The sequence below is a fragment of the Kitasatospora sp. NPDC057692 genome, from assembly GCF_042799475.1.
Classification (GTDB): domain Bacteria; phylum Actinomycetota; class Actinomycetes; order Streptomycetales; family Streptomycetaceae; genus Kitasatospora.
In genome coordinates this window covers 31,637-53,898 of record NZ_JBHVIV010000004.1, presented here as the reverse complement: position 1 = coordinate 53,898, position 22,262 = coordinate 31,637, and the positions used below count along the sequence as shown (strand labels likewise).

The window sequence follows — 22,262 nt, the reverse complement described above, 5'->3', positions numbered from 1 at the left end:
CACCGCTGGTCGGCGGGGGCGGAGCGGTCCGCGCGGACGCTAGGCTGAGGGGTCGCGCCCGGGCGACGAACTCGCTGCGGTCGGGGGAACCGGGGCGGCCCTCCCGGGTGTCCTTCCCCGGGGCGGGGGAGTACGAGGCGTGGGAGCAAACACGACATGGGTCTGACGAGCCACAAGGTGCTGGCGTTGACCGTGCTGGTCGCCGTCGCGGCGATGGCCGGAACGGTCTGGCTGTGGCCGAGACTGTCCAAGCGGAGCTGGCAGGCCGTCCTCGGCCGGATCGGCGCCCTGCTCGGCACCCAGCTGGCCGTGCTCGCCGCGCTCGGCCTGGTGGCGAACAACTACTTCGCGTTCTACAGCAGTTGGGACGACCTGCTGGGAACCGGCGACAACGGTCCGGTGGTCATCCAGAACAAGGTGGACGCCTCGGGCCGGCTGCGCGTCGAGACCATCGGCCACGCAGAGGTGCAGGGCGGCGGCGCGCTCGGCCGCGACCCCGGGAAGTCCGGCGAGATCCGCGAGGTCCGCATCGACGGCGCCACCACCCGCCTCTCCACCGAGGGGTACGTGTACCTGCCGCCGCAGTACTTCCAGCCGGAGTACGCGCAGAAGCAGTTCCCGGTCCTGATCGTCAGCACCGGCTTCCCGGGGATCGCCAAGAACCTCGTCACCCGGCTCAACTACCCGGGCGCGGCGCTCAAGCTGCTCCAGGACGGCCGCATGCAGCCGACCGTCATGGTGCTGGTGCGCCCCTCGCCGGCGCTGCCGCAGGACACCGAGTGCGAGGACGTCCCGGGCGGCGCGCAGTCCGAGAGCTACTTCACCAAGGACGTCCCCTCGGCGATCCAGGCGACCTACCGGGTCTCCGCCGACCCCCAGGCGTGGGCCTTCATGGGCAACTCGACCGGTGGCTACTGCGCCCTCAAGCTGGCGATGCGCCACCCGGAGGTCTTCCCGACCGCCGTCTCGCTCTCCGGCTACTACCAGGCCGCCGAGGACCCGAGCACCGGCGACCTCTTCAAGGGCAGCGACCAGCGGCGCAACGAGGCCGACCTGATGTGGCGGCTCAAGAACCTGCCGCAGCCCAAGGTCGCGGTGCTGCTGGCCGGCACCCGGCAGGGGGACGGCAACTACCGGCGCGAGACCGAGGCGTTCGTGGCCGCCGCGCACGCCCCGATGAAGGTCTCCTACAGCATGATGGAGACCGGCGGGCACAACTTCGAGACCTGGAGCCGACTGCTCCCGTCCTCGTTGGAGTGGGTCTCCCAGCACCTGGTGGTCCCGGCCGCCGGCCAGTCGGTCTGACCGGACCCGACGCGGCGGGCGGCCCCGGCGCGGGGGCCGGGGCTCAGGCCACCTGCTCCAGCGTGCCGGTGTGCAGCTCGCCGACCCGGCCGCCCTCGCCCTCGTACGTCCAGAACGCGCGGACCGTCATCCGGGCCAGGTCCATGACGTGGCTGACGGTGATGCCGCTCACCTCGGTCCAGCTCACGAAGTACACCTGCGGGCCGACCTCGGCGACGTGCAGGGTGACGTCCTCCCACTGGCCCGCCGACTCGCCGAGGCCCTCCCAGCGCAGCCGCTTGCCGTCGGCAGAGTAGGCGTTGCGGAAGGCCGCGCCGTTGTCGACCCGGAACAGGTAGGTGCGGCCGGCGAAGGCGGGCAGGGGCGCGGTCATGGTGGGACGGGTCTCCTTGTCGGGCGGTGCGGACGGCGCGGACGGAACTCCAACTTATCCGACCGCTCCGCCTCCGCGGCGCACTTTCCCCGCCGGACCCGCCAGACCGGCCCGCGCCCGCTCCCCGGCCCCTCCCGGGCGCGGGGCGCCACCGCCCCGCGCCCGGGGGCGCCGCGCCGATCGCGGCCGCCGCGGACCGCCGTCGTTCCTACTCCCGACCGGTCGTCTCGACGACCGCGATCTCGAACGGCTGCCGGTTGTTCTCCTCGTTGCAGTCGTCGTCGCTGCGCACCGCCACCCAGCCCCCGGTCAGCGTGCCGGGGGCCGGGACGGTGGTCGCCAGCCGGACCGGGACGAGCGCCGTCGCGGTTTCGAACTGCGGCAGGCCGGCCGGGAAGGTGCAGCGCACCCGGTGGCCCTCCTGGAAGGCGTAGCAGTTGTCCGGGAAGTACGGGCCCTCGGCGGTGACCCCCTCGGGGAGGGTGACCACGACGGTGAACGGCGAGGCCGTCGTGTCCGGGCCGAGGTTGCCGATGAAGGCGTGCACCGTGGTGGTGCCGCCGGGCGGGGCGGCGTCGGGGTCCATCCGGACCACGTAGAGGTCGGAGTCCGACGTCCGGGCCGCCGACGCCTGGTCGGCGGCCGCACCCGAGGACGCCGCGTCCGAGCCAGCCGTGCCGGGGGCCGCGGCCTCCGGGCTCGCCCCACCCGGATCGGCCGCCGGCTCCGCGGCCGGTGCGCTCGCCCCCGGTGCGCTCGCCCCCGGCGCGAGCGCCTGGTCGTCCGGCGTGCACACGTCCGCCCACGCCTGCCCGGCGGCCAGTGCCACCACCGTGCACCCCACTGCCAAGGACCTGCCGAGGAGACCTCGAACGGATCCGCTGCGGGCCATCCCGCTCACCCTGCCCTCCGTGTCCGGCGCCCCGCGCCGTCGCGGGCCGCGTCCGGACCAGCGTCGCCGACGGGTCTGGACGGACCGGGACAAACCGGGAGCAACCCGCGCTCGGGTGGCTCGAACGGGCGAATGATTGTCATACGAATGCCCGTCATATGAGCTGCCCCCGACCTGCCCCAGAGCTGCCCCCGACCTGCCTCCGAGGCGCCGCTGTGACGCCCCCGTGGCGCCGCCGGCCGTCAGGGAGCCAGGACCTGCCCGAGCCGGGTCGCGATCCCCTGCATCACCGGCACCAGGGACGCCGTGCCGGACGGCTCCTCCAGGGCCCGGATCCGGGCCTCCGGGCCGGAGACCGACAGCGCCGTCGGGGTCGGTGCGCCCGGGACGGCGAGTGCGATGCAGCGCACCCCGATCTCCTGCTCCTGGTCGTCGACGACGTAGCCGCGCTCGCGCGCCTCGGCCAGCTGGCGCATCAGCTCCTGCGGGTCCGTCACCGTGTGCGGGGTGTGCGCGGGCAGCGGATTGGGGCCGAGGACGGCGCGCGCCTCCTCCTCCGGCAGCTGCGCCAGCAGCGCCTTGCCCACGCCCGTGCAGTGCGGCTGCACCCGGCGGCCGACCTCGGTGAACATCCGCATCGAGCGCCGCGACTGCACCTGGCCGACGTAGACCACCTCGCCGCCCTCCAGCACCGCCAGGTTGGCGGTCTCGCCGGTGGCCTCCATCAGCTCCGCCAGGTAGGGCCGGGCCCAGCTGCCGAGCAGCCGGCCGGCGGTCTCCCCGAGCCTGATCAGCCGCGGGCCGAGGGTGTAGCGGCGGGTGGTGTCCTGGCGGACATAGCCCTGCTGGACGAGGGTACGAACCAGGCGGTGGATGGTCGGCATCGGCAGGCCCGAGGAGGCGGAGAGCTCGCTGAGCGTCGCCACGCCGCCGGAGTCGGCGAGTGCCTCCAGCAGCTGGAAGGCGCGCTCGACGGACTGGACCCCGCCGCTCGCGCGCTCCGGGGGTGTTCTCTCGGTGCTGTCGGAGGTCGCTGCCACCGGCGTTCCCTTCACTGTCGGGGGAGTGGGACAAGTCCTGGCGATCATCTCAACAAACCGTTGAAATTCTGTATCGCGGAAACTAGTCTCCACCTTACAGAAACAAGCCCTCCACCTAGGAGTGTCCTGCTCATGGTTGAAGATCAGGGACCCGGAGCCTCCGCCGCCGCTCCGGTCGTCACGGTCGCGGGTCCGCACGTCGACCGGGCGGAGGAGGTGCTCACCGCGGAGGCGCTGGCGTTCGTGGCCGGTCTGCACCGAGCCTTCGAGGGGCGTCGGCGTGAGCTGCTCGCCCTCCGCCGGGAGCGTCGGGCCGAGATCGCCCGTACCGGCACCCTGGACTTCCTCCCCGGGACGGCGGCCGTGCGGGCCGCCGACTGGACGGTGGCCGGGGCGCCGCGCGCCCTTCAGGACCGCCGGGTGGAGATCACCGGCCCGACCGACCGCAAGATGGTGGTCAACGCGCTGAACTCCGGGGCCGAGGTCTGGCTCGCCGACTTCGAGGACGCCAGCTCCCCGACCTGGGCGAACGTCGTGGGCGGCCAGGTCAACCTGATCGACGCGTTCGCGGGCCGGATCGACTTCACCACGCCCGCCGGCAAGGCCTACACCCTGCGGCCGGCCGCGGAGCTCGCCACCGTGGTGGTCCGTCCGCGCGGCTGGCACCTCGACGAGCGGCACCTGCTGGTCGACGGGGAGCCCGTGGCCGGGGCGTTCGTCGACTTCGGCCTGTACTTCTTCCACAACGCGGCCCGGCTGCTCGCCCGCGGCGCCGAGGACCCGAACTCCGGTCCGTACTTCTACCTCCCGAAGACCGAGGGCCACCTGGAGGCGCGGCTCTGGAACGAGGTGTTCACCCACGCCCAGGCCGCCCTCGGCATCCCGTACGGCACGGTCCGTGCGACGGTGCTGATCGAGACGATCACCGCCGCGTTCGAGATGGACGAGATCCTCTACGAGCTGCGCGACCACGCCGCCGGTCTCAACGCCGGGCGCTGGGACTACCTGTTCTCGATCGTGAAGAACTTCCGCGACGCCGGCGGGCGCTTCGTCCTGCCGGACCGCAACACGGTCACCATGGCCTCGCCGTTCATGGCCGCCTACACCCGGCTGCTGGTGCGCACGTGCCACCGGCGCGGCGCCCACGCGATCGGCGGCATGGCCGCGTTCATCCCCAGCCGCAAGGACCCCGAGGTCAACGCGGCCGCGCTGAAGAAGGTCAGGGCCGACAAGGACCGCGAGGCGGGCAACGGCTTCGACGGGTCGTGGGTGGCCCATCCCGACCTCGTCCCGGTCGCCCGCGCCTGCTTCGACGCCGTCCTGGGTGAGCGCCCGCACCAGAAGGACAACCCCGGACCGGCCGAGCCCGTCACCGCCGCCGACCTCCTCGACATCGCCGCCGCCGGCGGCACCTGCACCCGCACCGGCCTGCACAACGCCGTCCAGGTCGGCATCCGCTACATCGAGGCCTGGCTGCGCGGCCTGGGCGCGGTCGCCATCTTCCACATGATGGAGGACGCCGCCACCGCCGAGATCTCCCGCTCGCAGATCTGGCAGTGGATCCACAACGACGTCGTCCTCGCCGACACCGGTGAGAAGGCCACCGCCGAACTGGTCCGCACCCTCGTCAGCGAGGAACTCGCGCACCTCCGGGCCGAACTCGGCGAGGAAGCGTACAGCGCCGGCCGCTGGGACGAGGCCGCCCGGCTCCTCGAACAGGTCGCCCTGGCCGAGGAGTTCCCGGACTTCCTGACCCTGCCCGCGCTGCCCCTGCTGGGCTGATCCCCCGGTCGCGTCTGCCGACCCGCCGTCCCGCCGTCCCGCCGACCCCTGGGGCCCCGCCTCAGGGGCGGCCGCCGGCGAGCGCGTCGCCGAGGCCGCTGCGCCGGTAGAGCACCCGGCGGCCGTGCCGGGTGCGCTCCAGCAGGCCGGCGGCGGCCAGCGCGCCGAGGTGCCGGCTGACCGCGCCCGGCGTCACCCCCAGCCGGTGGGCGAGCTCCGTCGTGCTGGCTGGGGTCGCCAGCAGCATCAGCAGCCGCGTCCGGGCCGGGCCGATCAGCCCCACCAGCCCGGCCGGGCCGGCCTGCCCGGCGGGCACCGCGGACGGACCGTCCGGCCCGCCGGGCCCCGTCAGGCCCTCCGCCATGGTGGCCTTGCCGCGCGCCGGATAGGTGATCAGCGGCGGATCGTCCTGGGTGATGTCGGTCTGCGCGCCGCGCCCGGCCAGCGTCGGGATCAGCACCAGGCCCCGCCCGGCCACCTCCACCACCGAGTCGCCCAGCGCCTGGACCACCGGCGTGTCGTCGGTCAGCCGCAGCACCCCGTCGTGCCAGGAGATCCGGCCGTCCAGGTCCGCGAACAGCCCCTCCGCGCCGCGCTCGGACAGCACCCGGGCCCGGTACGCGAGGTCCGCCTCCAGCACCGACCGCGCCCGCGGCCACCACGCGGGGGCCAGGCAGCGCGTCCAGTACGCCTCCAGCGCCTCCGCCGTCCGGGCGGTCAGCGCGACCAGCGCCGCCGGGTCGTCGATCGGCTCCGCCAGCACCGGGGGCAGCGGGCAGCCGCCGCCCGGATAGGCGGCCAGCAGGTCCGCCCGCACCACCTCCGGCGGGGTGCGCGCCATCTCGGCGAGCTCGTCGGCGAAGTCCGGCCGGGGCACCGGCGGGCGGGGCGTCAGGAAGTCAGGCACGAAGCCGCTCGGGGCGATCAGCACGTCCAACAGCGCCGTGTCCAGGGCGGTGTAGCGGTCCCGCCAGCCGGCGATCCACGGCTGCTGCTCCGGGTAGTACGACGGCCGGCGGCGGGCGCGCAGGCCCAACACCGCCTCCTGCAGCGGGGAGTAGGCGAACCAGGTGGCGGCGAGGTCGTCGACCCCGAGACGGAACTCGAACATTGACCGTAACGGTAAAAGAATTCCCCCCGGCCGGGAACCCCGGTGTGCTTCTGCCATGACCTCCTCCACCTCCGCGGGGGCGCCCGCGCGCGCCCCCGGCAGCCGCCTGCTGCCCGCCGAGCCGCTGCTGCGGCGGCTCGTGCTGATGAGCCTGGTGAATGCCGTCGGCGACGGGCTCTTCGTCACGGTCAACGTGCTGTTCTTCACCCGCTCGCTCGGTCTGACGCCCGGTTCGGTGGCGCTCGGCCTCACCGTGGCCGGGGTGTGCGGGGTGTTCGCCGGGGTGCCGATGGGGCGGCTCGCCGACCGGGTCGGGAGCAGGCGGCTGCTGCTCCTGCTCGGGCCGCTGGAGGCGGTGGCGCTGCTCGGCTACGCCTTCGCGCACTCCTTCGCCGCGTTCGTGGCGCTGGCCTGCGCCGCGACGGTGCTGTCGCGCGGGGCGGGGGCGGTGCGCAGCGCGCTGATCGCGCGGGCGCTGCCGGCCGAGGGGCAGGTGCGGTCACGGGCGCTGCTGCGCTCGGTGGCGAACGCGGGCCTGGTGGTCGGCTCGCTCGGTGCGGCGCTCGCCCTGCAGGCGGACTCCTACGCCGGGTACGTGACGATGCTGGTGCTGGACGCGGCGAGCTTCATGGGCGTGACGGCGCTCCTGGCCGGGCTTCGCGAACCCGCAACCCCTCTGCCCGGTAAGGGGGTTCGCGATTCCGTCGACGAGGTCGGCCGGCGGACGGCACTGCGCGACCGCCGCTATCTGCTGGTGACCGCGCTGCACGCCGTCCTGGAGCTGCAACTCGCGGTACTGACCGTGGGGTTGCCGCTCTGGGTGGTGCTCGGCACCGAGGCGCCGGCCGCCACGGTCGCGGCGGTGAACGTCGTCAACTGTCTGCTGGTGGTGCTGTTCCAGGTGCGGGCGAGCCGGGGCGTGACGGACGTCCCCTCGGCGGCGCGGGCCTGTGCGCGCGGGGCGCTGCTGCTGGCGGCGGGCTGCCTGGGCTATGCGGCGGCGCAGTTCGGCCCGGCGTGGGCGGCGGCCGGGGCGTTGCTGGCCGGTGCGCTGGTGCACAGTCTGGGCGAGCTGCTGACCTCGGCGGGCGGTTGGACGCTCAGCCTGGACCTGGCGGACGCGCGGGCGCACGGCGAGTACCAGGGGGTGTTCCTGAGCGGGCAGGCGGGCGCGCATGTGATCGGTCCGCTGGTGGTCACCCTGACGGCGGTGGACCACGGGGCGGTCGGCTGGGTGGTGCTGGCGGGCCTGTTCGCCCTGGCCGGGCCTGCGCTGCTGCCCGCCGTCCGGGGATCGGCCGTCCGGGGGCCGGTCGTGCAGGCGGCGGCCGTGCAGGGGCCGGCCGTTCGGGGGCCGGTGGGCCCGCCCGCGCCGGGGGCCCCGTGAGCCGGGCCGGTGGCGGCGCCCCACGGGGGTGGGCGCCGCCACCGGCCCGAATCGTGCGGCGGGGCGTCAGATCGACCTCGCGGCGAGGTCCTTGGCGGCACGGGCGCAGGCCAGCGCGATCCGGTCCTCGGACACGGTGGTCAGCCGCCCCTCCTCGACGACGGCGTTGCCGTTGACGAACAGCACGGTCAGCGGCGGCAGCGCGCCGAAGGTGAGCGCGGCGACCGGGTCGGCGATCGAGGAGTGCAGCAGGCCGTCGACCTTCCACAGCGCCAGGTCGGCGAGCTTGCCGGCCTCGATCGACCCGATCTCGTCCTGCCGTCCGAGCACCCGGGCGCCGCCCATGGTGCCCAGCCGCAGTGCCCGGCGGGCGGTGAGCGCGCGCGGCGAGCCGTGCAGGCGGTTGATCAGCAGGGCGGTGCGCAGTTCGGTGCCGAGCTCGCCGGACTCGTTGGAGGCGCTGCCGTCGACGCCGAGGCCGACCGGGACGCCGGCCGCCAGCATGGCGGGCACCCGCGCGATCCCGGCGGCCAGGCGGGCGTTGGAGGACGGGCAGTGCGCGACGCCGGTGCCCGTCTCGGCGAACTTGGCGATGTCGGAGTCGTTCATGTGGACGCAGTGCGCCATCCAGACGTCCTCGCCGAGCCAGCCGACCGAGTCGAAGTAGTCGGTGGGGCCCATGCCGAACAGCTCCCGGCAGAACGCCTCCTCCTCGGCCGTCTCGGAGCCGTGGGTGTGCAGCCGAACGCCCTTGCGGCGGGCGAGTTCGGCGGACTCCCGCATCAGCCGGGTGGAGACGGAGAACGGGGAGCAGGGCGCGAGGGCGATCTGCAGCATGGAGCCGGGGGAGGCGTCGTGGTGGCGGTCGACGGCCTCCTCGGAGGCGGTGAGGATGGCGTCGAGCTGCTCGACGGCGTGGTCCGGGGGCAGGCCGCCGTCCTTCTCGCCGCGGTCCATGGAGCCGCGCAGCGCGGTGAACCGCAGGCCGAGTTCGCGCACGGCCTCGATCTCGGCGCCGAGGATGTCGCCGCCGTGCCGGGGGAAGACGTAGTGGTGGTCGGCGGCGGTGGTGCAGCCGGACTTGAGCAGCGCGGCGGCGGAGCCCTGGGCGGCGGCGTGCACGAGCCGGTCGTCGATCCTCGCCCAGGTCGGGTAGAGGGCGACCAGCCAGTCGAAGAGGATGTCGTCCTGGGCGAGGCCGCGGGTGATCCACTGGTAGAAGTGGTGGTGGGTGTTGACCAGGCCGGGGGTGACGAGGTGGCCCTCGGCGTCGATCCGGCGTACCACGTTGTCCAGCCGTGTCGGGGCGGGGCCGTCGCCGACCGATTCGATCCGGTTGCCGAGCAGGACCACATGGCCGCGGGCGTACTCGTTGTCGTGGGCGTCCACGGTGGCGATCGCCGCGTTCTCGACGACGGTCCGCCGGTCGGCGGGCGGGGGCTGGACTGCCATGGTGACTCCAAGGGGGGAGGCCGGGCGGGCACGCGGCGCATGCCCGCCCGGTGGGTCAGGACGGGGTCGCCGTCGCCGTCGCTGTCGCCGTCGCCGTCGCCGTCGCTGTCGCCGTCGGCGCCGTCGGCTCGGGCGGCGCCTCGGCGGCGGTCCGGCGGGCGGCACCGAGGTGGTGGAAGAGCAGGTTGAGCAGGACGGCGGTCGAGCCCCTCTTGTGCCCGGCTCCCGGCGTGCCCGTGACGCTGGAGACCCCCGAGGGCGGGACGGCGGTGCAGGGGTCCCTCGGGGCGGGTTCTCCGGCTCCCCGGGCCGGCCGCCGCGAGGTGGGCACGGTCTCCGATGGGCGGGGGCGGAGAAGCAGGTGGTGCGAGGTGCGGAAGCAGGCGGTGCGGGGGCGGGGGGTCCCCGGGTCAGGCGACCGGGATGACCGGGACGACGCCCTCGCGGTGCACGGTGCCCTCGATGAGTCCGTACATCCGGTCGGCGGCGTAGTAGACCTCGTTGTCGTTCGTGAGCCCGAACGGCTCCAGGTCGACCAGGAAGTGGTGCTTGTTGGGGAGTTCGAGGCGGACCTCGTCGACCTCGGCGCGGTGGTTGAGGACGCGGGTGCCCATCGCGTGCAGGGTCTGCTGCAGCGAGTAGGAGTAGGTCTCGGCGAAGGCCTCCAGCAGGTGCCGCCTGACCTGGGTCCAGCAGCGGTTCCAGTGGGGCTGGGCCTCGTCGCCGCGGCCGGTGTAGCCGTACTTCCAGCGGGCGGTGACCTGGGTCGCGAGGATCCGGTCGTAGGCCTCCTGGAGGGTGGTGTACCTGTCCTTGATGTAGCCCCAGAACTCCGAGTTGGTGGAGTTCAGCACGACCAGGTCCTTGAGGCCGGACACCACCTGGACGGACTCGCCGTCGTAGACGATCTCGCTGGTGCGGACCTCCTGGCCGCTGCGGACGAAGGAGTGGCCGACCTCCTCGGAGCCGATGAAGCGGGCGCCGCTGTCGGGCGTGCGGATCCGCTCCCAGGCGTACTCCTCGATCCGGATCCGGGCCCGGTGGATGACGCCGCGCTCGGTGTCGTCCACGAAGTGCCGGGCCAGCAGGACGCCGAAGGCCTCGGCGGACTCGATGCCGTGCTCCTTGGCGAAGGCGAACACGGTGTTCTTGGTGGTGTCGGTGGGCAGGCAGTTGGCGTTGGACCCGGTGAGGTGGACGTCCTCCAGGTCACCGGAGAGGGAGACCGAGACGTTCAGGTCCTTGATCTCGTGGCGGGTGGAGTCGCGGCGGACGCGGACGATGCGGTTCTCCGCCTTGCCGTACTGGTTCTGACCGAGTACGTGGGCCATGACGTGTCTCCCATGTCAATCGATCGGTCTAGCTTCCACGGTAGACCGAGTAGCCGAACGGGTTCAGCAGCAGCGGCACGTGGTAGTGGTGCTGCTCGGGCGCGACCGTGAAGACGATCGAGACCTCGGGGAAGAACGGCGGGTCCTCGGCGGTGCGCGCGAAGTACGCGGCGGTGTCGAAGACCAGCCGGACGACCGAGCCCGCCTCCGCGGCCGGCAGGTCCTTGACGCGGCCGTCGGAGTCCGTGGCGGAGGTGCCGAGCACCTGCCAGCCACCCTCGGTGTGCAGTGCGAGCTCGACGGGGACGCCCTCGGCCGGGCGGCCGAGGCTGGTGTCGAGCACGTGGGTGGAGATGCCGGTCATGAGTGGGGTGACCTTACTGATGGCAGAGGTGGTGCGGATGGTTGGCGTGAGCCGGCGGTGCACCGATGTGACGGGCAGTCAGGCACCGTCGAGCAGACGGGTGATGCGGATGTCGTTGATCTTCCGCAGTTCGCCCCGGACGACCTCCGCCTCGGTGGCGGGGTCGTTGGGGTGGCGTTCGCGCAGCGCGGCGAGCATGCCGGCCGCGCTGCGCCCGGTGGCGCAGATCAGGAACACATGACCGAACCTGGCCTCGTAGGCCGCGTTCGCCCGGTGCAGTTCGTCGAGCAGGGCCTCGTCGGCCCCGCGGACTCCGGCCTGCTCCCGCTCGGAGGCGGGGTCGCCCTCCTTGGGGGCGCCGATCGGGGGGTGGCCGGCCATCGCGTCGCGCAGGTCGGCGGCGGACAGTGCCGCCACGGCCTCGGCGTTGGCGTCGAGCAGGGCCCGGCGGTCCCGCCACGGACGGCTCGCCGCGACGGCATCGGCCCAGGCGGGGCTGGCGCAGACGTCCAGCAGGATCTCCCTCAGCCCGGCGGCGTCGGCGGCCGCCAGGGCCTCAAGGGCGTGGGGGCGGTTGGTCACGAGTGGACCTCCTGGAGAGTGGTGCCACCCGCACAAGCTAGATCGGCGGGACCGGGTCGTCAACACTTTGTTGAACTGCCGGTGGTGACGTTCCCGCTCGACCCCGCCCGCCGACCGGTTCCCGGGCGCCGGGCCGCAAGTGCCCCCCGCCGATCCGCGTACCGACCCGCCTCCCTGGCGTTCACCTCCGGGAGAAGAGTCCTGCAAGCGTCCGGTCCGACGGCCTGGAGCGCCGAGGCGCACGAGCGGTCTGTGAGGCGTCGGCCCTCGCTCCGGGGCGCCCGGCTACGGTCAGTTGCCATCCCGTGCAGGTGCTCGGGGTTGATCGTGACAGTCGTGGGTAGAGGGCGAGGATTTCGATGCCTGGGATGCTGTCGAAGCTCAAGCAGGGGGAGGGCTCTCATGTGCTTCAAACCGGCAGCTTTGAATGGTGAATTCTATGATGTTTTACTTGGCGTCGGGAGTTGCCGCTCGAACCATTGGCTCATGTTCTGAGAAGCGCCAATAAGGTCTAGGGCGTCGCCATGCAATCGCCTCACATATTTTGTCGCCGTCGACCCCCGATACCAGAATGCTGGAGCGGATCGGTCGTCGGACGGGACGGTGAAGTATGGCTCTACAATTGCCTGGGTCGTGCCCAGGGCGACCTGGCATGTGTGGAGGTGGATGTGCCCCAGCATCGTGAAGGGGCGGTTCGATTCTTTTGCTGGCCTAAGGTTCTCCAGTCGTGTAAAGATTGAAATCTGCCTTCGATTGAGCTCCTCCGCGGGAATGTCGTGCTTCGCGTTGAGGATTCGCAGGACGGAGGAATCCCTCAGGTCGGGGATGCAGACGATTGTAGTTTTCGCGGGATCCGCAAGCCTGCTCCTGAAGGCACTGGCGTGCTCTATTATCCACTTGGGGTCGAAGTTTAGGATTAGTATCAGCTCGGGAGTTCCCCGGATGAGGCGATTCAGTACGTCGTGGTATGTCGAACCGGAACTCTGAGGAAGGATCTTCACGAGTCCGATCTCTTGGGCCTCGACGGTAGGGTTGGACTCCAGCTTCAGTTCCTCCAGGTCGCTCCTCATTCGCTCGAACTTATTTTCCATGTCCTGGATGGACGCGTAAAGTGTTTCGCGAACGCTCCGCACCTGCTCGTTGAGAACTGTCAGCGTGGCATCCCCGAGCTCCTCCGTGTATTGGTCGTGAGCCCGTCGGGCAATGATCGCATCGCCAAGGCCGAAGAGGGCTGCGGCTATGAGGCCGGTTGCGAGGCCGATCACAATGGTGGGCCAAGCACTGGTTGTGTTCTGATTGATGGCGCTCCACCATATGAAGAGCAGCAGGACGATGACGGCATCCGTAAAAACGAAGATCCCGAAGAGATACCACTGCTTCCGGGAGTTTAACTGCGGAAACCTGACGACTATCCTGTCAAGTCCGATTTCCCTGGTTGCGTCCCGGCCCTGTTTCTGTGCTTGCTTGCCGGATCGGCGCTTTTTCAACCATTTAGGAGTCCACATGAACTACCTCCCGGCGCTACTCGTCCCACGCTTCCAGCGTCTCACCGAGGACTCTCCGTTGCGCGACGCGAAAGACCTGCGGTCGCTGTCTGTAGCCACCGCAGGGTCAGGTGTGAACTCATCGTTACGGAAGGCTGGGTCGATCCGTGGACGCGGGCGCTCCCCGGGACTCGCCCACTTGCTCGGACTCGCGCTCCACTTGGGCTGCTGAGGGGTATAACGAGCTTGTATGCGGGCGGGCGTGTGCCTCAATGATCAAGGAACAGGCCCGGCCGGCCATAGTGCTTACGGGGCTCCTGGTGACCTGGGGCGCGTGTGAAGATGCGGAAAGGCCGGTGCGTGCGGACGCACCGGCCTTCATAAGTGCTCTGGCCTATTTGGAGGTTGTGCCAGGTGAGCCGTCCTGGCGGTTGAGGTAGTTGTACACGGTGAAGCGGCTGACGCCGAGTGCTGTGGCGACGGTTTCCACGCCGTGGCGGACGGTGAAGGCGCCGCGCTCCTCAAGGAGTGCGACCACGCGCTGCTTCTCGGAGCGGTCCAGCTCGGCCAGGGGGCGGCCGTCGAACTGGCGGGTCATCTCGGCCAGCAAGCGGTCCAGGGCGCTGCTGAGGTGCGGCAGGCGGACGGCCAGTGCGCGTTCGCCCTCCCACTCCAGGACGACGTCCTCGGGCTTCGCCTCGTCCACCGGGACGGGCGTTGCGCCGATCGCGTCCAGTAGCGGCTTGAGTGCCGCGGCGAGCGGGTGTTGCGGCTGCTCGGTCACGGGCTACCGCCATCCTCGGTCTCGTCGAGGACGCTGACCTGGACCGATATCCGGGTCGCGCCGGCGTCGAGGCTCTCCCGGAGCAGTGTGGTGACGGCGGCCAGGACCTGCTCCGCCTCACCCTCGGCGCCGGTGCCGAACGGGCCGACCGCCACGGCCAGTCCGGCCTCGTCGACCGCCCGGCGGGCCGCCGCGGCGTGCGGCGGGAACGTGTCCAGTTCGAACGGTTCTGTTGTGAACTCCACCATCAATCGCACCCGCTCACTCTAGCGATCGGCGGTTGTGGCGGCGTTCCGCTTCAACAATCTGTTGTAGATGCCTTGACAGTCGCTCGGCGGTCCGGACATGCTTCCACAAGACAGAATCATTCTTCCGTATCGCGGAAGTTTGGTTGCAGTCGGAAGAGAGATGCGAGGTGATGGACGTGGCCGCCGACCCGAGCGCCGCCGCCCGGCACAGCTTCACGGTCAACCTGTCGATCCTGTTCGGCGAACTCCCGCTGCTGGAGCGCCCGGCCGCCGCGGCCGCCGCGGGCTTCACCGCCGCCGAGCTGTGGTGGCCCTTCGGGGGGGAACCCGACCCGCCGGCGTCCGAACTGGACGCGCTGCGCCGGGCCTTCGCCGACGCCGGCGTGCGCCTCACCGGCCTCAACCTCCTCGACGACCTGGGTCGCGGTGCCCGCGGCACGGTCTCGGTGCCGTCCGAGCGGGAGCGCTTCCGGACCAATGTGCCGGTCGCCACCGCGCTCGCCGCCTCGCTCGGCACCCCCGCGCTCAACGCGCTGTACGGCAACCGGGTCGAGGGCGTCGACCCGGCCGAGCAGGACGCCCTCGCGCTGGAGAACCTCGCGCTGGCTGCCCGGGCCGCCCACGGGATCGGCGCGATCCTGCTGATCGAGGCGCTGAACCGGCCGGAGTCCCCGGACTACCCGCTGGTCTCCGCGGCCGCCGCGGTCGACGTGGTGGACAAGGTCAACGCCGCGACCGGCCTCGGCAACGCCAGGTTCCTGTGCGACCTCTACCACCTGGCCCGCAACGGCGAGGACCTCGCGGCGGTCATCGACGCCCACGCCGACCGGATCGGCCACGTACAGATCGCCGACACCCCCGGGCGGGGCGAGCCGGGTACCGGCGGGCTGGACTTCGGCGACCTCTTCGCCCGCCTCGCCGCCGCCGGCTACACCGGCCGGATCGGCCTGGAGTACCGGCCGTCCACGGGCGTCAGTGCCGACAGCTTCGGGTGGCTCCCGCGCGAGTACCGCGCGGCCGCCCGGTGATCCCACCCCCGCACGCACGGACACGGACAGAAGGAACGACGCGATGAGCCGCAAGATCGCCTTCATCGGCCTCGGCATCATGGGCGGCCCGATGGCCGCCAACCTGGTCAAGGCCGGTCACCACGTCACCGGGTACAACCGCACCCGGTCGCCGATCGACGCCCTGGTCGCGGTCGGCGGCCACGGTGCCGCGGACATCGCCGAGGCGGTGCGGGAGGCCGAGGTCGTGATCACCATGGTTCCGGCCGACCCGCAGGTCGAACAGGTGATCCTGGGCGAGGGGGGCGTCCTGGAGAACGTCCGGCCCGGCGCGCTCGTCATCGACATGTCGAGCATCACCCCGCAGACCTCGATCAGGGTCGAGGAGGCCGCTCGGGCGAAGGGCGTCCGCACCCTCGACGCCCCGGTCTCCGGTGGCGAGGCGGGCGCGGTCGAGGCCGTACTGTCCATCATGGTCGGCGGCTCGGTGGCGGACTTCGCCGAGGCCAGGCCGCTGTTCGACGCGCTCGGCACCACGGTCGTCCACGTCGGTCCGACCGGCGCCGGACAGACCGTCAAGGCCGCCAACCAGCTGATCGTGGCGACCAACATCCAGGTGCTCGCCGAGGCCGTGGTGTTCCTGGAGAACGCCGGCGTCGACCTCGGCGCCGCGCTGGACGTGCTCGGCGGCGGCCTGGCCGGGTCGACGGTGCTGAACCGCAAGAAGGCCAACATGCTGGACCGCGCGTTCGCCCCCGGCTTCCGGATCGATCTGCACCACAAGGACATGGGCATCGTCACCGACGCGGCCCGGGCCGTCGGTGCCGCGCTGCCGGTCGGCGCGGTCGTCGCGCAGCTGGTCGCCTCGGCCCGGGCCAACGGGGACGGCTCGCTCGACCACTCGGCGCTGCTGCGCGGCGTCGAGCGGCTCTCCGGCCGCGAGGTGAAGTAGCCGTTCCGGCCCCAGAGCTCCTCCCGGTGGCGTGTACCTGTCCGGTCGTGCCCGCGCCACCGGGAGGCGGGTGGAATGACAGCTGACAAAATCTGTCATCTGCTATCTGTCAGCTGAAATCTGTCAGCTGTCAGTTGTCATTCGTCGGCCGTCGGGAGCCGACCGCCGGGGCTGCCGGAACCGCCGGGCCCCATGCTTGACGAACCATCGCCAGCCCAGCCCGGAAGTGAGGCCCACGCCATGCCCGCCACCCCCCGCCAGGGCCATGTGGTCGTAGCTCCCGACAAGTTCAAGGGCGCCCTGGAGGGCGCCGAGGCTGCCGCCCGGATCGCCGCGGGCATCCGCCGTGCCGCGCCGGGCACCGAGGTGCGCGAACTGCCCGTCGCCGACGGCGGTGAGGGCACCCTGGCCGCCGCCCTCGCGGCCGGCTTCGCCAGGGTCCCCGCCAAGGTGGCCGGCCCCACCGGCCTGCCGGTGGACGCGGCGTTCGCCGTCCGCGGCGGCACCGCCGTGGTCGAACTCGCCCAGGCCGCCGGGCTGGCCCGACTCCCCGGCGGCCGGGTCGCCCCGCTGACGGCCGGCTCCTACGGGGTCGGCCAGCTGATCGGCCGGGCGGTCGGCCAGGGCGCCCGGCGGATCGTGCTCGGCCTCGGCGGCAGCGCCGGCACCGACGGCGGGGCCGGCCTTCTCCAGGCGCTGGGGGTGTCCCTGCTCGACGCAGACGGCGCCGAACTGGCCTCCGGAGGTGCCGCGTTGCGCCGCCTGGCGCGGATCGATCCCGGCCCGCTGGCCCGCACTCTGGAGGGCGTCGAGGTGGTCGTGGCCTGCGATGTCGACAACCCGCTGCTCGGCCCGCGCGGCGCCGCCGCCGTCTACGGCCCGCAGAAGGGCGCGAGCGGAGACGACCTGGTGGTGCTGGAGGAGGGCCTGGCCCGGTTCGCCGACCTGGTCGGCTCCACCGTGGGCCGGGACGTCCGCGACGCCCCCGGCGCCGGGGCGGCCGGCGGGGTCGGCTTCGCCGCGCTGGCCCTGCTGGGGGCCGCCATGCGACCGGGCATCGAACTCCTGCTCGACCTGCTGGGCTTCGACGAGGCGGTGCGCGGGGCGAGCCTCGTCGTCACCGGCGAGGGCTGCCTGGACGCCCAGACGCTCCACGGCAAGGCCCCCGCCGGCGTTGCCGCAGCGGCCGCCAGGGCGGGGGTCCGGGTGGCGGCCGTCGCGGGACGGGTGGAGCTATCCGAGCGCGAGTGGCGGGCGGCCGGCTTCGTCGCCGCCTATGCGCTCAGCGAGTTGGGCGAGAGTCCCGCCGAGGGCCTGACCAGGGCCGGAGAGCTGGCCGAGGTCGCGGGGGAGCGGCTGGCGGCGGCCTTCCTGCGCCGCTGACGACCCAGGGCCGTGCCGGCCGGCCCGGCGGACCCTCTCCGGAAGCTCCATTGACGTTTTGTTGAAGGCGGGCCTAGGCTCCGGGCCGTCCTTCGACCCACCCCACCCTCGACCAGGCTTCGGAGGTCCCCCATGCCCTTCGGCGAGACCGCGGTGATCCGCTCCCGCCGGGTGGTCCTGCCGGACGGCGAGCGCCCCGCGGACGTGCTGGTCCAGGACGGGAGGATCACGCGCATCGCCGCGCACGGCTCCCTCCCGGTCGACGGCACCCGGGTGACCGACCTCGGTGCCACCGCCCTGCTGCCCGGCCTGGTCGACACCCACGTGCACGTCAACGAGCCCGGCCGCACCGCCTGGGAGGGCTTCGCGACCGCCACGAGGGCCGCCGCGGCGGGCGGCGTCACCACCGTGGTCGACATGCCGCTCAACTCGGTGCCCCCCACCACGACGCCCGCCGGACTGGAGGCCAAGCGCAAGGCCGCCGAGGGTCAGGCCTGGGTGGACGTCGGCTTCTGGGGCGGCGCCGTCCCCGACAACCTCGCCGACCTCGAATCCCTGCACCGCGCCGGCGTGTTCGGCTTCAAGTCCTTCCTCGCGCCGAGCGGCGTCGACGAGTTCCCGCACCTGGAGGCGGACGGACTGGAGGCCGCGCTCGCCGAGCAGGCCCGGCTCGGCGCGCTGGCCATCGTCCACGCCGAGGACCCGGCGGTGCTGGCCGCCGCACCGCAGCAACCCGGCGTCCGCTACCGGGACTTCCTCGCCTCCCGCCCCGCCGCTGCGGAGACCGCCGCCGTCGCCCGGCTGCTGGAGGCGGCCCGCCGCACCGGTGCCCGGACGCACGTCCTGCACGTCTCCTCGGCGACGGTGCTGCCGCTGCTGCGCCGGGCCCGCGAGGAGGGCGTCGAGGTGACCGCCGAGACCTGCCCGCACTACCTGACCCTGGCCGCCGAGCGGATACCGGACGGCGACACCGCCTTCAAGTGCTGCCCGCCGATCCGCGACGAGGACAACCGCGACGCGCTCTGGGCGGCCCTGGCGGCGGGGGAGTTCGCGGCCGTGGTCTCCGACCACTCGCCGTCCACCCCCGATCTCAAACTGCTGCCCGGGCACGGTGGCAGCGGCGACTTCGCGGCGGCCTGGGGCGGCATCGCCTCCCTCCAACTGGGCCTGCCGGCGGTCTGGACCGAGGCCCGGCGGCGCGGCCACACCCTCGCCGACGTGGTCGGCTGGATGTCCGAGGGGCCGGCCTGGCTGGCCGGCCTGGACGGGCGGAAGGGCGCCATCGCGGTCGGCCGGGACGCCGACCTGGTCGCCTTCGACCCGGACAGCGAATTCGCTGTCCAGGCAGCCGAGTTGAACCACCGCAACCCGGTCACCCCGTACGCGGGCCGCACGCTCACCGGTGTCGTGCGCACCACCTGGCTGCGCGGCCGGGTGGTGGACGTCGCCGGCGAGCCCTTCGGCGTCCAGCTCGTCCGGCCGGGTTCGGCCGCCTTCGCTCCCTGAGCCGCCCGCACGACCAGTGCGACCCGGGCGGCCCGCATAGCCCCGGTGGCCTGTACGGCCCGGATGACCTGGAGGGCCCGGACGGCCCGGACGGCCCGAACCACGCATACCGCTCGCACCACTCGCCCCACTTGAACCGCCTGGACGCTCCCGGTCGCGCCCCCGACATGGGCGAGGGCCGCGAGCCCCGGCGCCGGCGCGGCCAGCCCGGCGACCGGGTGCGGATCGCCCGGCCGGGGGCGGCGAGGGCCCGGCCGGCGAGGCGGAAGCGGCGGGCCGTACGCGCCCTGGACGCTCCACGTGCAGCTGATGCCGGTCGCCGAGGCCGCCGACTACCGCTTCAACCCCTTCGGCCTCACCAAGGTGTGGCCGCATGCCGACTACCCGCTGGTCAAGGTCGGCCGCCTGGTGCTCAACCGCAACCCGGAGAACGTCTTCGCCGAGGTCGAGCAGGCGGCGTTCTCCCCGAACAACTTCGTGCCCGGCATCGGCCCGTCCCCCGACAAGATGCTCCAGGGCCGCCTGTTCGCCTACGCGGACGCCCAGCGCTACCGCCTCGGCGTCAACCACACCCAGCTGCCGGTCAACGCCCCGCGCGCCACCTCGCGGCCAACTACGGCCGGGACGGGTACAGCGCGCGCAACGCCGCCGGGCGCGCGAGGAACTACGAGCCCAACTCCTACGACGGCCCGGTCCAGACGGACGCGGCGCTCGCCGCCCCGACCGGACTGACCGGCTGGACGGGGACCCACGCCACCCCGGCGCACGCCAAGGACGACGACTTCTTCCAGGCCGGCGAGCTCGACCGGCTGATGTCGCGGGCCGAGCGGGACCGGCTGATCGCCAACCTGGCGGCTTCACTGGCCCAGGTGGGCCGGGACGACGTCGTCGAGCCGAACCTCGCCCACTTCCGTGCCGCCGACGAGGAGTGCGGTGCCCGCCTGGCGGCCGCCGTCGCCGAACTCCGGGAGGCCGACGGGCGCTGACCGGGCGTCACCGCCCGCTGCGGCCGGGAGCCGGTACCCGGCCGAACGGCCACCCGGTCGCAAGGGGGTACGAGGGGGCGCGGTGAGGCATATGCCAGTCAAGTGTTCCACCGGGTCGGCCCGAATATCCCGGGAGGAGGCGATGGCGGCGTCCGGCGGTCGATAGGCTGGACCCTACCCGCCGGTCACGCCGCGGGGGGACATCGGAAGGGGACGACATGTCGACACCAGCCCCGGGCCGTCACGCCGTACCGGAGCAGGGCGTGCCCGGTTCGTTCACCTCCCTGCAGCACGCCCTCAGACTGCTGGAGGCGGTCGACCGGCACCCCGGCGGTGCCACCCTGGTCACCCTGGCGAGGGAGACCTCCCTGGGGCTGCCGACGGTTCGCCGACTGGCGGAGATCCTGGAGATCGAGGGCTACCTGTCCTGTCAGGACGGCGGTTGGGTGCTCGGCGGCACCTTCGCGCTGCTCGGCCAGCACAACCGCGAGCAGCTGGTCCGCGCCCGGCTGGACAGCAAACTCGCTGAGCTGCGCGACGAGTTGGGTGCCGCGGTGTACTTCAGCCGGTACCAGGACGGCGAGCTGTCGGTCGAGGCGGTCTCGTCGTCGGAGGGCGCGCCGGCGGTGCAGGAGTGGGTGGACTTCCGGGCCACCGCGCACGCCAGCGCGATCGGCAAGTGCCTGCTCAGCCAGCTCGACCACGACGCCCGCCGGGACCACCTGTCCCGCCACCCGGTGGCCCGGCTCACCTCGCGGACGGTCACCGACGCCGACCAGCTGATGCACCGCCTGGAGCGCCAGCCCGCCACCGTGCCGGTGCTGGACATCCAGGAGTACGCCCTCGGCACGGTCTGCGCGGCCGTGCCGGTGACCGCCGGCAGCACGGTCGGCTGCCTGGCCACCTCGATGCCGGTCGACAACGTGCACCGGCTGAAGGCGGCGGCCGAACTGCTCGCAGCCCGGGCCGCGCCGCTGATGCTCGCGATGGCGGTCTGACCCGGACCGCGTACGCCCAGGGACCCCGCTCCGGCGGGGTCTTCGCGTTTCCTGGGGCGGTTCCGGGGCTTGCTGCCCGGGCCGCCGACGGGGCCCCGTGCCGCGCATCACTTATTAGACTCGATGTCGATAAGGGCTGTCGAAACCCTTGTGGCAAGTCCTACTCGCGAGTACGTTGTGCCGGGTCGAGCCGCCACCCGCAGGTCAGGAGGGCCCTCCCATGCCCAGCCCCACCCCCGTTCCCGCCCTCGCCGAGCCCGCCGCCCGGGTGCACGAGGGCCTCGTCCTGGAACCCCGCGACGTCCGCTTCGACTGGGCCGGGCTGCCGCTGCACTGGATCCCCGACGAGCCGGTGGCCACCCACATCATCAACGTCCTGCACCTGCTCCTGCCCGAGGGCGAGCGCTGGTTCGTCAAGGTCTTCAAGGAGGCCCTGCCGATGGTCCGTGACGAGCAACTCCGCGAGGAGGTCATGGGGTTCATCGGCCAGGAGGCCATCCACGCCGAGGCGCACCAGGAGGTCCTCGACCACCTGCTCGGCCAGGGCCTCGACCCGCGCCCCTACGTGCGCCAGATCGCCTGGCTGTTCCAGCGCGTCCTCGGCGACAAGCCCGGCCTGTCCGCCGCCCGCCGGCGCGAGAACGTCATCGAGCGGGTGGCCTTCGTCGCGGCGATCGAGCACTTCACCGCCTTCCTCGGCAACTGGGCGCTCAACTCCCCGGGCCTGGACCGCGCCAAGGCCGACCCGACCATGCTCGACCTGCTGCGCTGGCACGGCGCCGAGGAGGTGGAGCACCGCAGCGTCGCCTTCGACCTGATGGTGCACCTCGACCCCGGCTACGCGCGCCGGATCCGCGGGATGCTGGTCTCCGGACCCCTGCTGGTCCACCTCTGGGTACGCGGTGCCCGCTTCATGCTCGCCGCCGACCCCACCCTCGACGGCCGGCTCAAGCCCACCTGGCGCGAGGCCGGCCGGATCGCCCGGCGCGGACTGCTGCCCGACCCGGTCGGGTCGCTCCGCTCCGGGCTGCGCTACCTGCGCCCCGGCTACCACCCCACCCAGGAGGGTTCCTCCAGCCAGGCCCTCGGCTACCTCGCGACCTCCCCGGCCGCCCGCGCCGCGGCGGGCCGCTGACCGGCTGGCCGCCGGCCGCTGACCGCCGACTGTCGACCGCCAGCCGCCGGAGCCGGACACCCGACGGCCGGCAGCCCGCGGAGAACGGCTGACAGATGACAGCTGACGTTATCTGTCATCTGTTATCCGTCATCTGAAATCTGTCAGCTGTCAATTGTCA

Annotated in this window: 20 protein-coding genes and 1 pseudogene; 10 read left to right on the top strand and 11 right to left on the bottom strand. The window is 72.7% G+C overall.

The window, feature by feature from the left end; translation table 11 throughout:
- Window positions 1-156: 156 nt before the first annotated feature.
- Window positions 157-1,305, top strand: a complete 1,149-nt coding sequence (locus ACFVFS_RS03400; protein WP_380619539.1) for an alpha/beta hydrolase — start codon at window positions 157-159, stop codon at window positions 1,303-1,305.
- A 43-nt stretch (window positions 1,306-1,348) separates the two neighbouring features.
- Here ACFVFS_RS03400 and ACFVFS_RS03395 read toward each other — a convergent pair whose 3' ends face one another.
- The 3 genes from ACFVFS_RS03395 to ACFVFS_RS03385 form a co-directional block, all read right to left on the bottom strand.
- Window positions 1,349-1,678: a hypothetical protein gene (locus ACFVFS_RS03395; RefSeq protein ID WP_380297982.1), complete on the bottom strand. Its 330-nt coding sequence runs from the start codon at window positions 1,676-1,678 to the stop codon at window positions 1,349-1,351.
- A gap of 208 nt (window positions 1,679-1,886) precedes the next feature.
- Entirely contained in the window at window positions 1,887-2,507 is a 621-nt protein-coding gene (locus tag ACFVFS_RS03390; RefSeq protein WP_380619537.1) for a hypothetical protein, read from the bottom strand.
- 305 nt (window positions 2,508-2,812) lie between these two features.
- The gene (locus ACFVFS_RS03385) at window positions 2,813-3,658 is read right to left on the bottom strand and encodes an IclR family transcriptional regulator (RefSeq protein ID WP_380619536.1); all 846 of its coding nucleotides are present in this window, start codon (window positions 3,656-3,658) and stop codon (window positions 2,813-2,815) included.
- A gap of 84 nt (window positions 3,659-3,742) precedes the next feature.
- Here ACFVFS_RS03385 and aceB point away from each other — a divergent pair, with 84 nt between their 5' ends.
- The gene (gene aceB / locus ACFVFS_RS03380; RefSeq protein ID WP_380619535.1) at window positions 3,743-5,392 is read left to right on the top strand and encodes a malate synthase A; all 1,650 of its coding nucleotides are present in this window, start codon (window positions 3,743-3,745) and stop codon (window positions 5,390-5,392) included.
- Window positions 5,393-5,453: 61 nt separating this feature from the next.
- Here aceB and ACFVFS_RS03375 read toward each other — a convergent pair whose 3' ends face one another.
- Window positions 5,454-6,503 (bottom strand): helix-turn-helix domain-containing protein, encoded by a 1,050-nt coding sequence (locus tag ACFVFS_RS03375; RefSeq protein WP_380619534.1) that lies wholly within the window; start codon window positions 6,501-6,503, stop codon window positions 5,454-5,456.
- A 55-nt stretch (window positions 6,504-6,558) separates the two neighbouring features.
- Between ACFVFS_RS03375 and ACFVFS_RS03370 the strand changes: the two genes are divergently transcribed.
- Window positions 6,559-7,890 carry an MFS transporter gene (locus tag ACFVFS_RS03370; protein WP_380619533.1) on the top strand — a complete coding sequence of 444 codons (1,332 nt, stop codon included), beginning with the start codon at window positions 6,559-6,561 and terminating at the stop codon, window positions 7,888-7,890.
- 66 nt (window positions 7,891-7,956) lie between these two features.
- On the opposite strand, the gene ACFVFS_RS03365 is transcribed toward ACFVFS_RS03370, so the two are convergent.
- From ACFVFS_RS03365 to ACFVFS_RS03335, 7 genes are all read right to left on the bottom strand, one after another.
- The gene (locus ACFVFS_RS03365; protein WP_380619531.1) at window positions 7,957-9,342 is read right to left on the bottom strand and encodes an 8-oxoguanine deaminase; all 1,386 of its coding nucleotides are present in this window, start codon (window positions 9,340-9,342) and stop codon (window positions 7,957-7,959) included.
- Window positions 9,343-9,752: 410 nt separating this feature from the next.
- Window positions 9,753-10,673 (bottom strand): factor-independent urate hydroxylase, encoded by a 921-nt coding sequence (pucL, locus tag ACFVFS_RS03360; protein ID WP_380619529.1) that lies wholly within the window; start codon window positions 10,671-10,673, stop codon window positions 9,753-9,755.
- 28 nt (window positions 10,674-10,701) lie between these two features.
- Window positions 10,702-11,037 (bottom strand): hydroxyisourate hydrolase, encoded by a 336-nt coding sequence (uraH, locus tag ACFVFS_RS03355; protein WP_380619527.1) that lies wholly within the window; start codon window positions 11,035-11,037, stop codon window positions 10,702-10,704.
- 78 nt (window positions 11,038-11,115) lie between these two features.
- Window positions 11,116-11,619, bottom strand: coding sequence for a 2-oxo-4-hydroxy-4-carboxy-5-ureidoimidazoline decarboxylase (gene uraD, locus ACFVFS_RS03350; RefSeq protein WP_380619525.1), 504 nt, complete (start codon window positions 11,617-11,619; stop codon window positions 11,116-11,118).
- Between the two features lie 437 nt (window positions 11,620-12,056).
- Entirely contained in the window at window positions 12,057-13,124 is a 1,068-nt protein-coding gene (locus ACFVFS_RS03345) for a hypothetical protein (protein ID WP_380619523.1), read from the bottom strand.
- A 373-nt stretch (window positions 13,125-13,497) separates the two neighbouring features.
- Window positions 13,498-13,887 (bottom strand): helix-turn-helix domain-containing protein, encoded by a 390-nt coding sequence (locus ACFVFS_RS03340; RefSeq protein WP_380619521.1) that lies wholly within the window; start codon window positions 13,885-13,887, stop codon window positions 13,498-13,500.
- Entirely contained in the window at window positions 13,884-14,135 is a 252-nt protein-coding gene (locus tag ACFVFS_RS03335; protein ID WP_380619796.1) for a thiamine-binding protein, read from the bottom strand. The genes ACFVFS_RS03340 and ACFVFS_RS03335 overlap by 4 nt, the downstream gene beginning before the upstream one ends.
- A 170-nt stretch (window positions 14,136-14,305) precedes the next feature.
- On the opposite strand from ACFVFS_RS03335, the gene ACFVFS_RS03330 reads away from it, so the two are divergent.
- The 7 genes and pseudogenes from ACFVFS_RS03330 (at window position 14,306) to ACFVFS_RS03300 (ending at window position 22,102) form a co-directional block, all read left to right on the top strand.
- Window positions 14,306-15,163 carry a TIM barrel protein gene (locus tag ACFVFS_RS03330; protein ID WP_380619519.1) on the top strand — a complete coding sequence of 286 codons (858 nt, stop codon included), beginning with the start codon at window positions 14,306-14,308 and terminating at the stop codon, window positions 15,161-15,163.
- Between the two features lie 43 nt (window positions 15,164-15,206).
- Window positions 15,207-16,094, top strand: a complete 888-nt coding sequence (locus ACFVFS_RS03325) for a 2-hydroxy-3-oxopropionate reductase (RefSeq protein WP_380619517.1) — start codon at window positions 15,207-15,209, stop codon at window positions 16,092-16,094.
- A gap of 240 nt (window positions 16,095-16,334) precedes the next feature.
- The gene (locus ACFVFS_RS03320) at window positions 16,335-17,477 is read left to right on the top strand and encodes a glycerate kinase (protein WP_380619515.1); all 1,143 of its coding nucleotides are present in this window, start codon (window positions 16,335-16,337) and stop codon (window positions 17,475-17,477) included.
- A 132-nt stretch (window positions 17,478-17,609) separates the two neighbouring features.
- Window positions 17,610-18,983 carry an allantoinase AllB gene (allB, locus tag ACFVFS_RS03315; RefSeq protein WP_380619513.1) on the top strand — a complete coding sequence of 458 codons (1,374 nt, stop codon included), beginning with the start codon at window positions 17,610-17,612 and terminating at the stop codon, window positions 18,981-18,983.
- Window positions 18,984-19,256: 273 nt separating this feature from the next.
- Window positions 19,257-19,969, top strand: a pseudogene (locus ACFVFS_RS03310) (catalase); the annotation flags it as partial.
- Window positions 19,970-20,187: 218 nt separating this feature from the next.
- The gene (locus tag ACFVFS_RS03305) at window positions 20,188-20,967 is read left to right on the top strand and encodes an IclR family transcriptional regulator (protein WP_380619511.1); all 780 of its coding nucleotides are present in this window, start codon (window positions 20,188-20,190) and stop codon (window positions 20,965-20,967) included.
- Between the two features lie 220 nt (window positions 20,968-21,187).
- A complete protein-coding gene (locus tag ACFVFS_RS03300) occupies window positions 21,188-22,102 on the top strand; it encodes a metal-dependent hydrolase (protein ID WP_380619509.1) in 915 nt (304 codons plus the stop codon).
- The last annotated feature ends 160 nt before the right edge of the window (window positions 22,103-22,262 follow it).

Bases quoted from the DNA above. Each gene is read 5' to 3' on its own strand.
- ACFVFS_RS03400 (WP_380619539.1), top strand. From the start codon at position 157: ATGGGTCTGACGAGCCACAAGGTGCTGGCGTTGACCGTGCTGGTCGCC.
- ACFVFS_RS03395 (WP_380297982.1), bottom strand. From the start codon at position 1,678: ATGACCGCGCCCCTGCCCGCCTTCGCCGGCCGCACCTACCTGTTCCGG.
- ACFVFS_RS03385 (WP_380619536.1), bottom strand. From the start codon at position 3,658: ATGATCGCCAGGACTTGTCCCACTCCCCCGACAGTGAAGGGAACGCCG.
- aceB (WP_380619535.1), top strand. From the start codon at position 3,743: ATGGTTGAAGATCAGGGACCCGGAGCCTCCGCCGCCGCTCCGGTCGTC.
- ACFVFS_RS03375 (WP_380619534.1), bottom strand. From the start codon at position 6,503: ATGTTCGAGTTCCGTCTCGGGGTCGACGACCTCGCCGCCACCTGGTTC.
- ACFVFS_RS03370 (WP_380619533.1), top strand. From the start codon at position 6,559: ATGACCTCCTCCACCTCCGCGGGGGCGCCCGCGCGCGCCCCCGGCAGC.
- ACFVFS_RS03365 (WP_380619531.1), bottom strand. From the start codon at position 9,342: ATGGCAGTCCAGCCCCCGCCCGCCGACCGGCGGACCGTCGTCGAGAAC.
- pucL (WP_380619529.1), bottom strand. From the start codon at position 10,673: ATGGCCCACGTACTCGGTCAGAACCAGTACGGCAAGGCGGAGAACCGC.
- uraH (WP_380619527.1), bottom strand. From the start codon at position 11,037: ATGACCGGCATCTCCACCCACGTGCTCGACACCAGCCTCGGCCGCCCG.
- ACFVFS_RS03345 (WP_380619523.1), bottom strand. From the start codon at position 13,124: ATGTGGACTCCTAAATGGTTGAAAAAGCGCCGATCCGGCAAGCAAGCA.
- ACFVFS_RS03335 (WP_380619796.1), bottom strand. From the start codon at position 14,135: ATGGTGGAGTTCACAACAGAACCGTTCGAACTGGACACGTTCCCGCCG.
- ACFVFS_RS03330 (WP_380619519.1), top strand. From the start codon at position 14,306: ATGGACGTGGCCGCCGACCCGAGCGCCGCCGCCCGGCACAGCTTCACG.
- ACFVFS_RS03325 (WP_380619517.1), top strand. From the start codon at position 15,207: ATGAGCCGCAAGATCGCCTTCATCGGCCTCGGCATCATGGGCGGCCCG.
- ACFVFS_RS03320 (WP_380619515.1), top strand. From the start codon at position 16,335: ATGCCCGCCACCCCCCGCCAGGGCCATGTGGTCGTAGCTCCCGACAAG.
- allB (WP_380619513.1), top strand. From the start codon at position 17,610: ATGCCCTTCGGCGAGACCGCGGTGATCCGCTCCCGCCGGGTGGTCCTG.
- ACFVFS_RS03305 (WP_380619511.1), top strand. From the start codon at position 20,188: ATGTCGACACCAGCCCCGGGCCGTCACGCCGTACCGGAGCAGGGCGTG.
- ACFVFS_RS03300 (WP_380619509.1), top strand. From the start codon at position 21,188: ATGCCCAGCCCCACCCCCGTTCCCGCCCTCGCCGAGCCCGCCGCCCGG.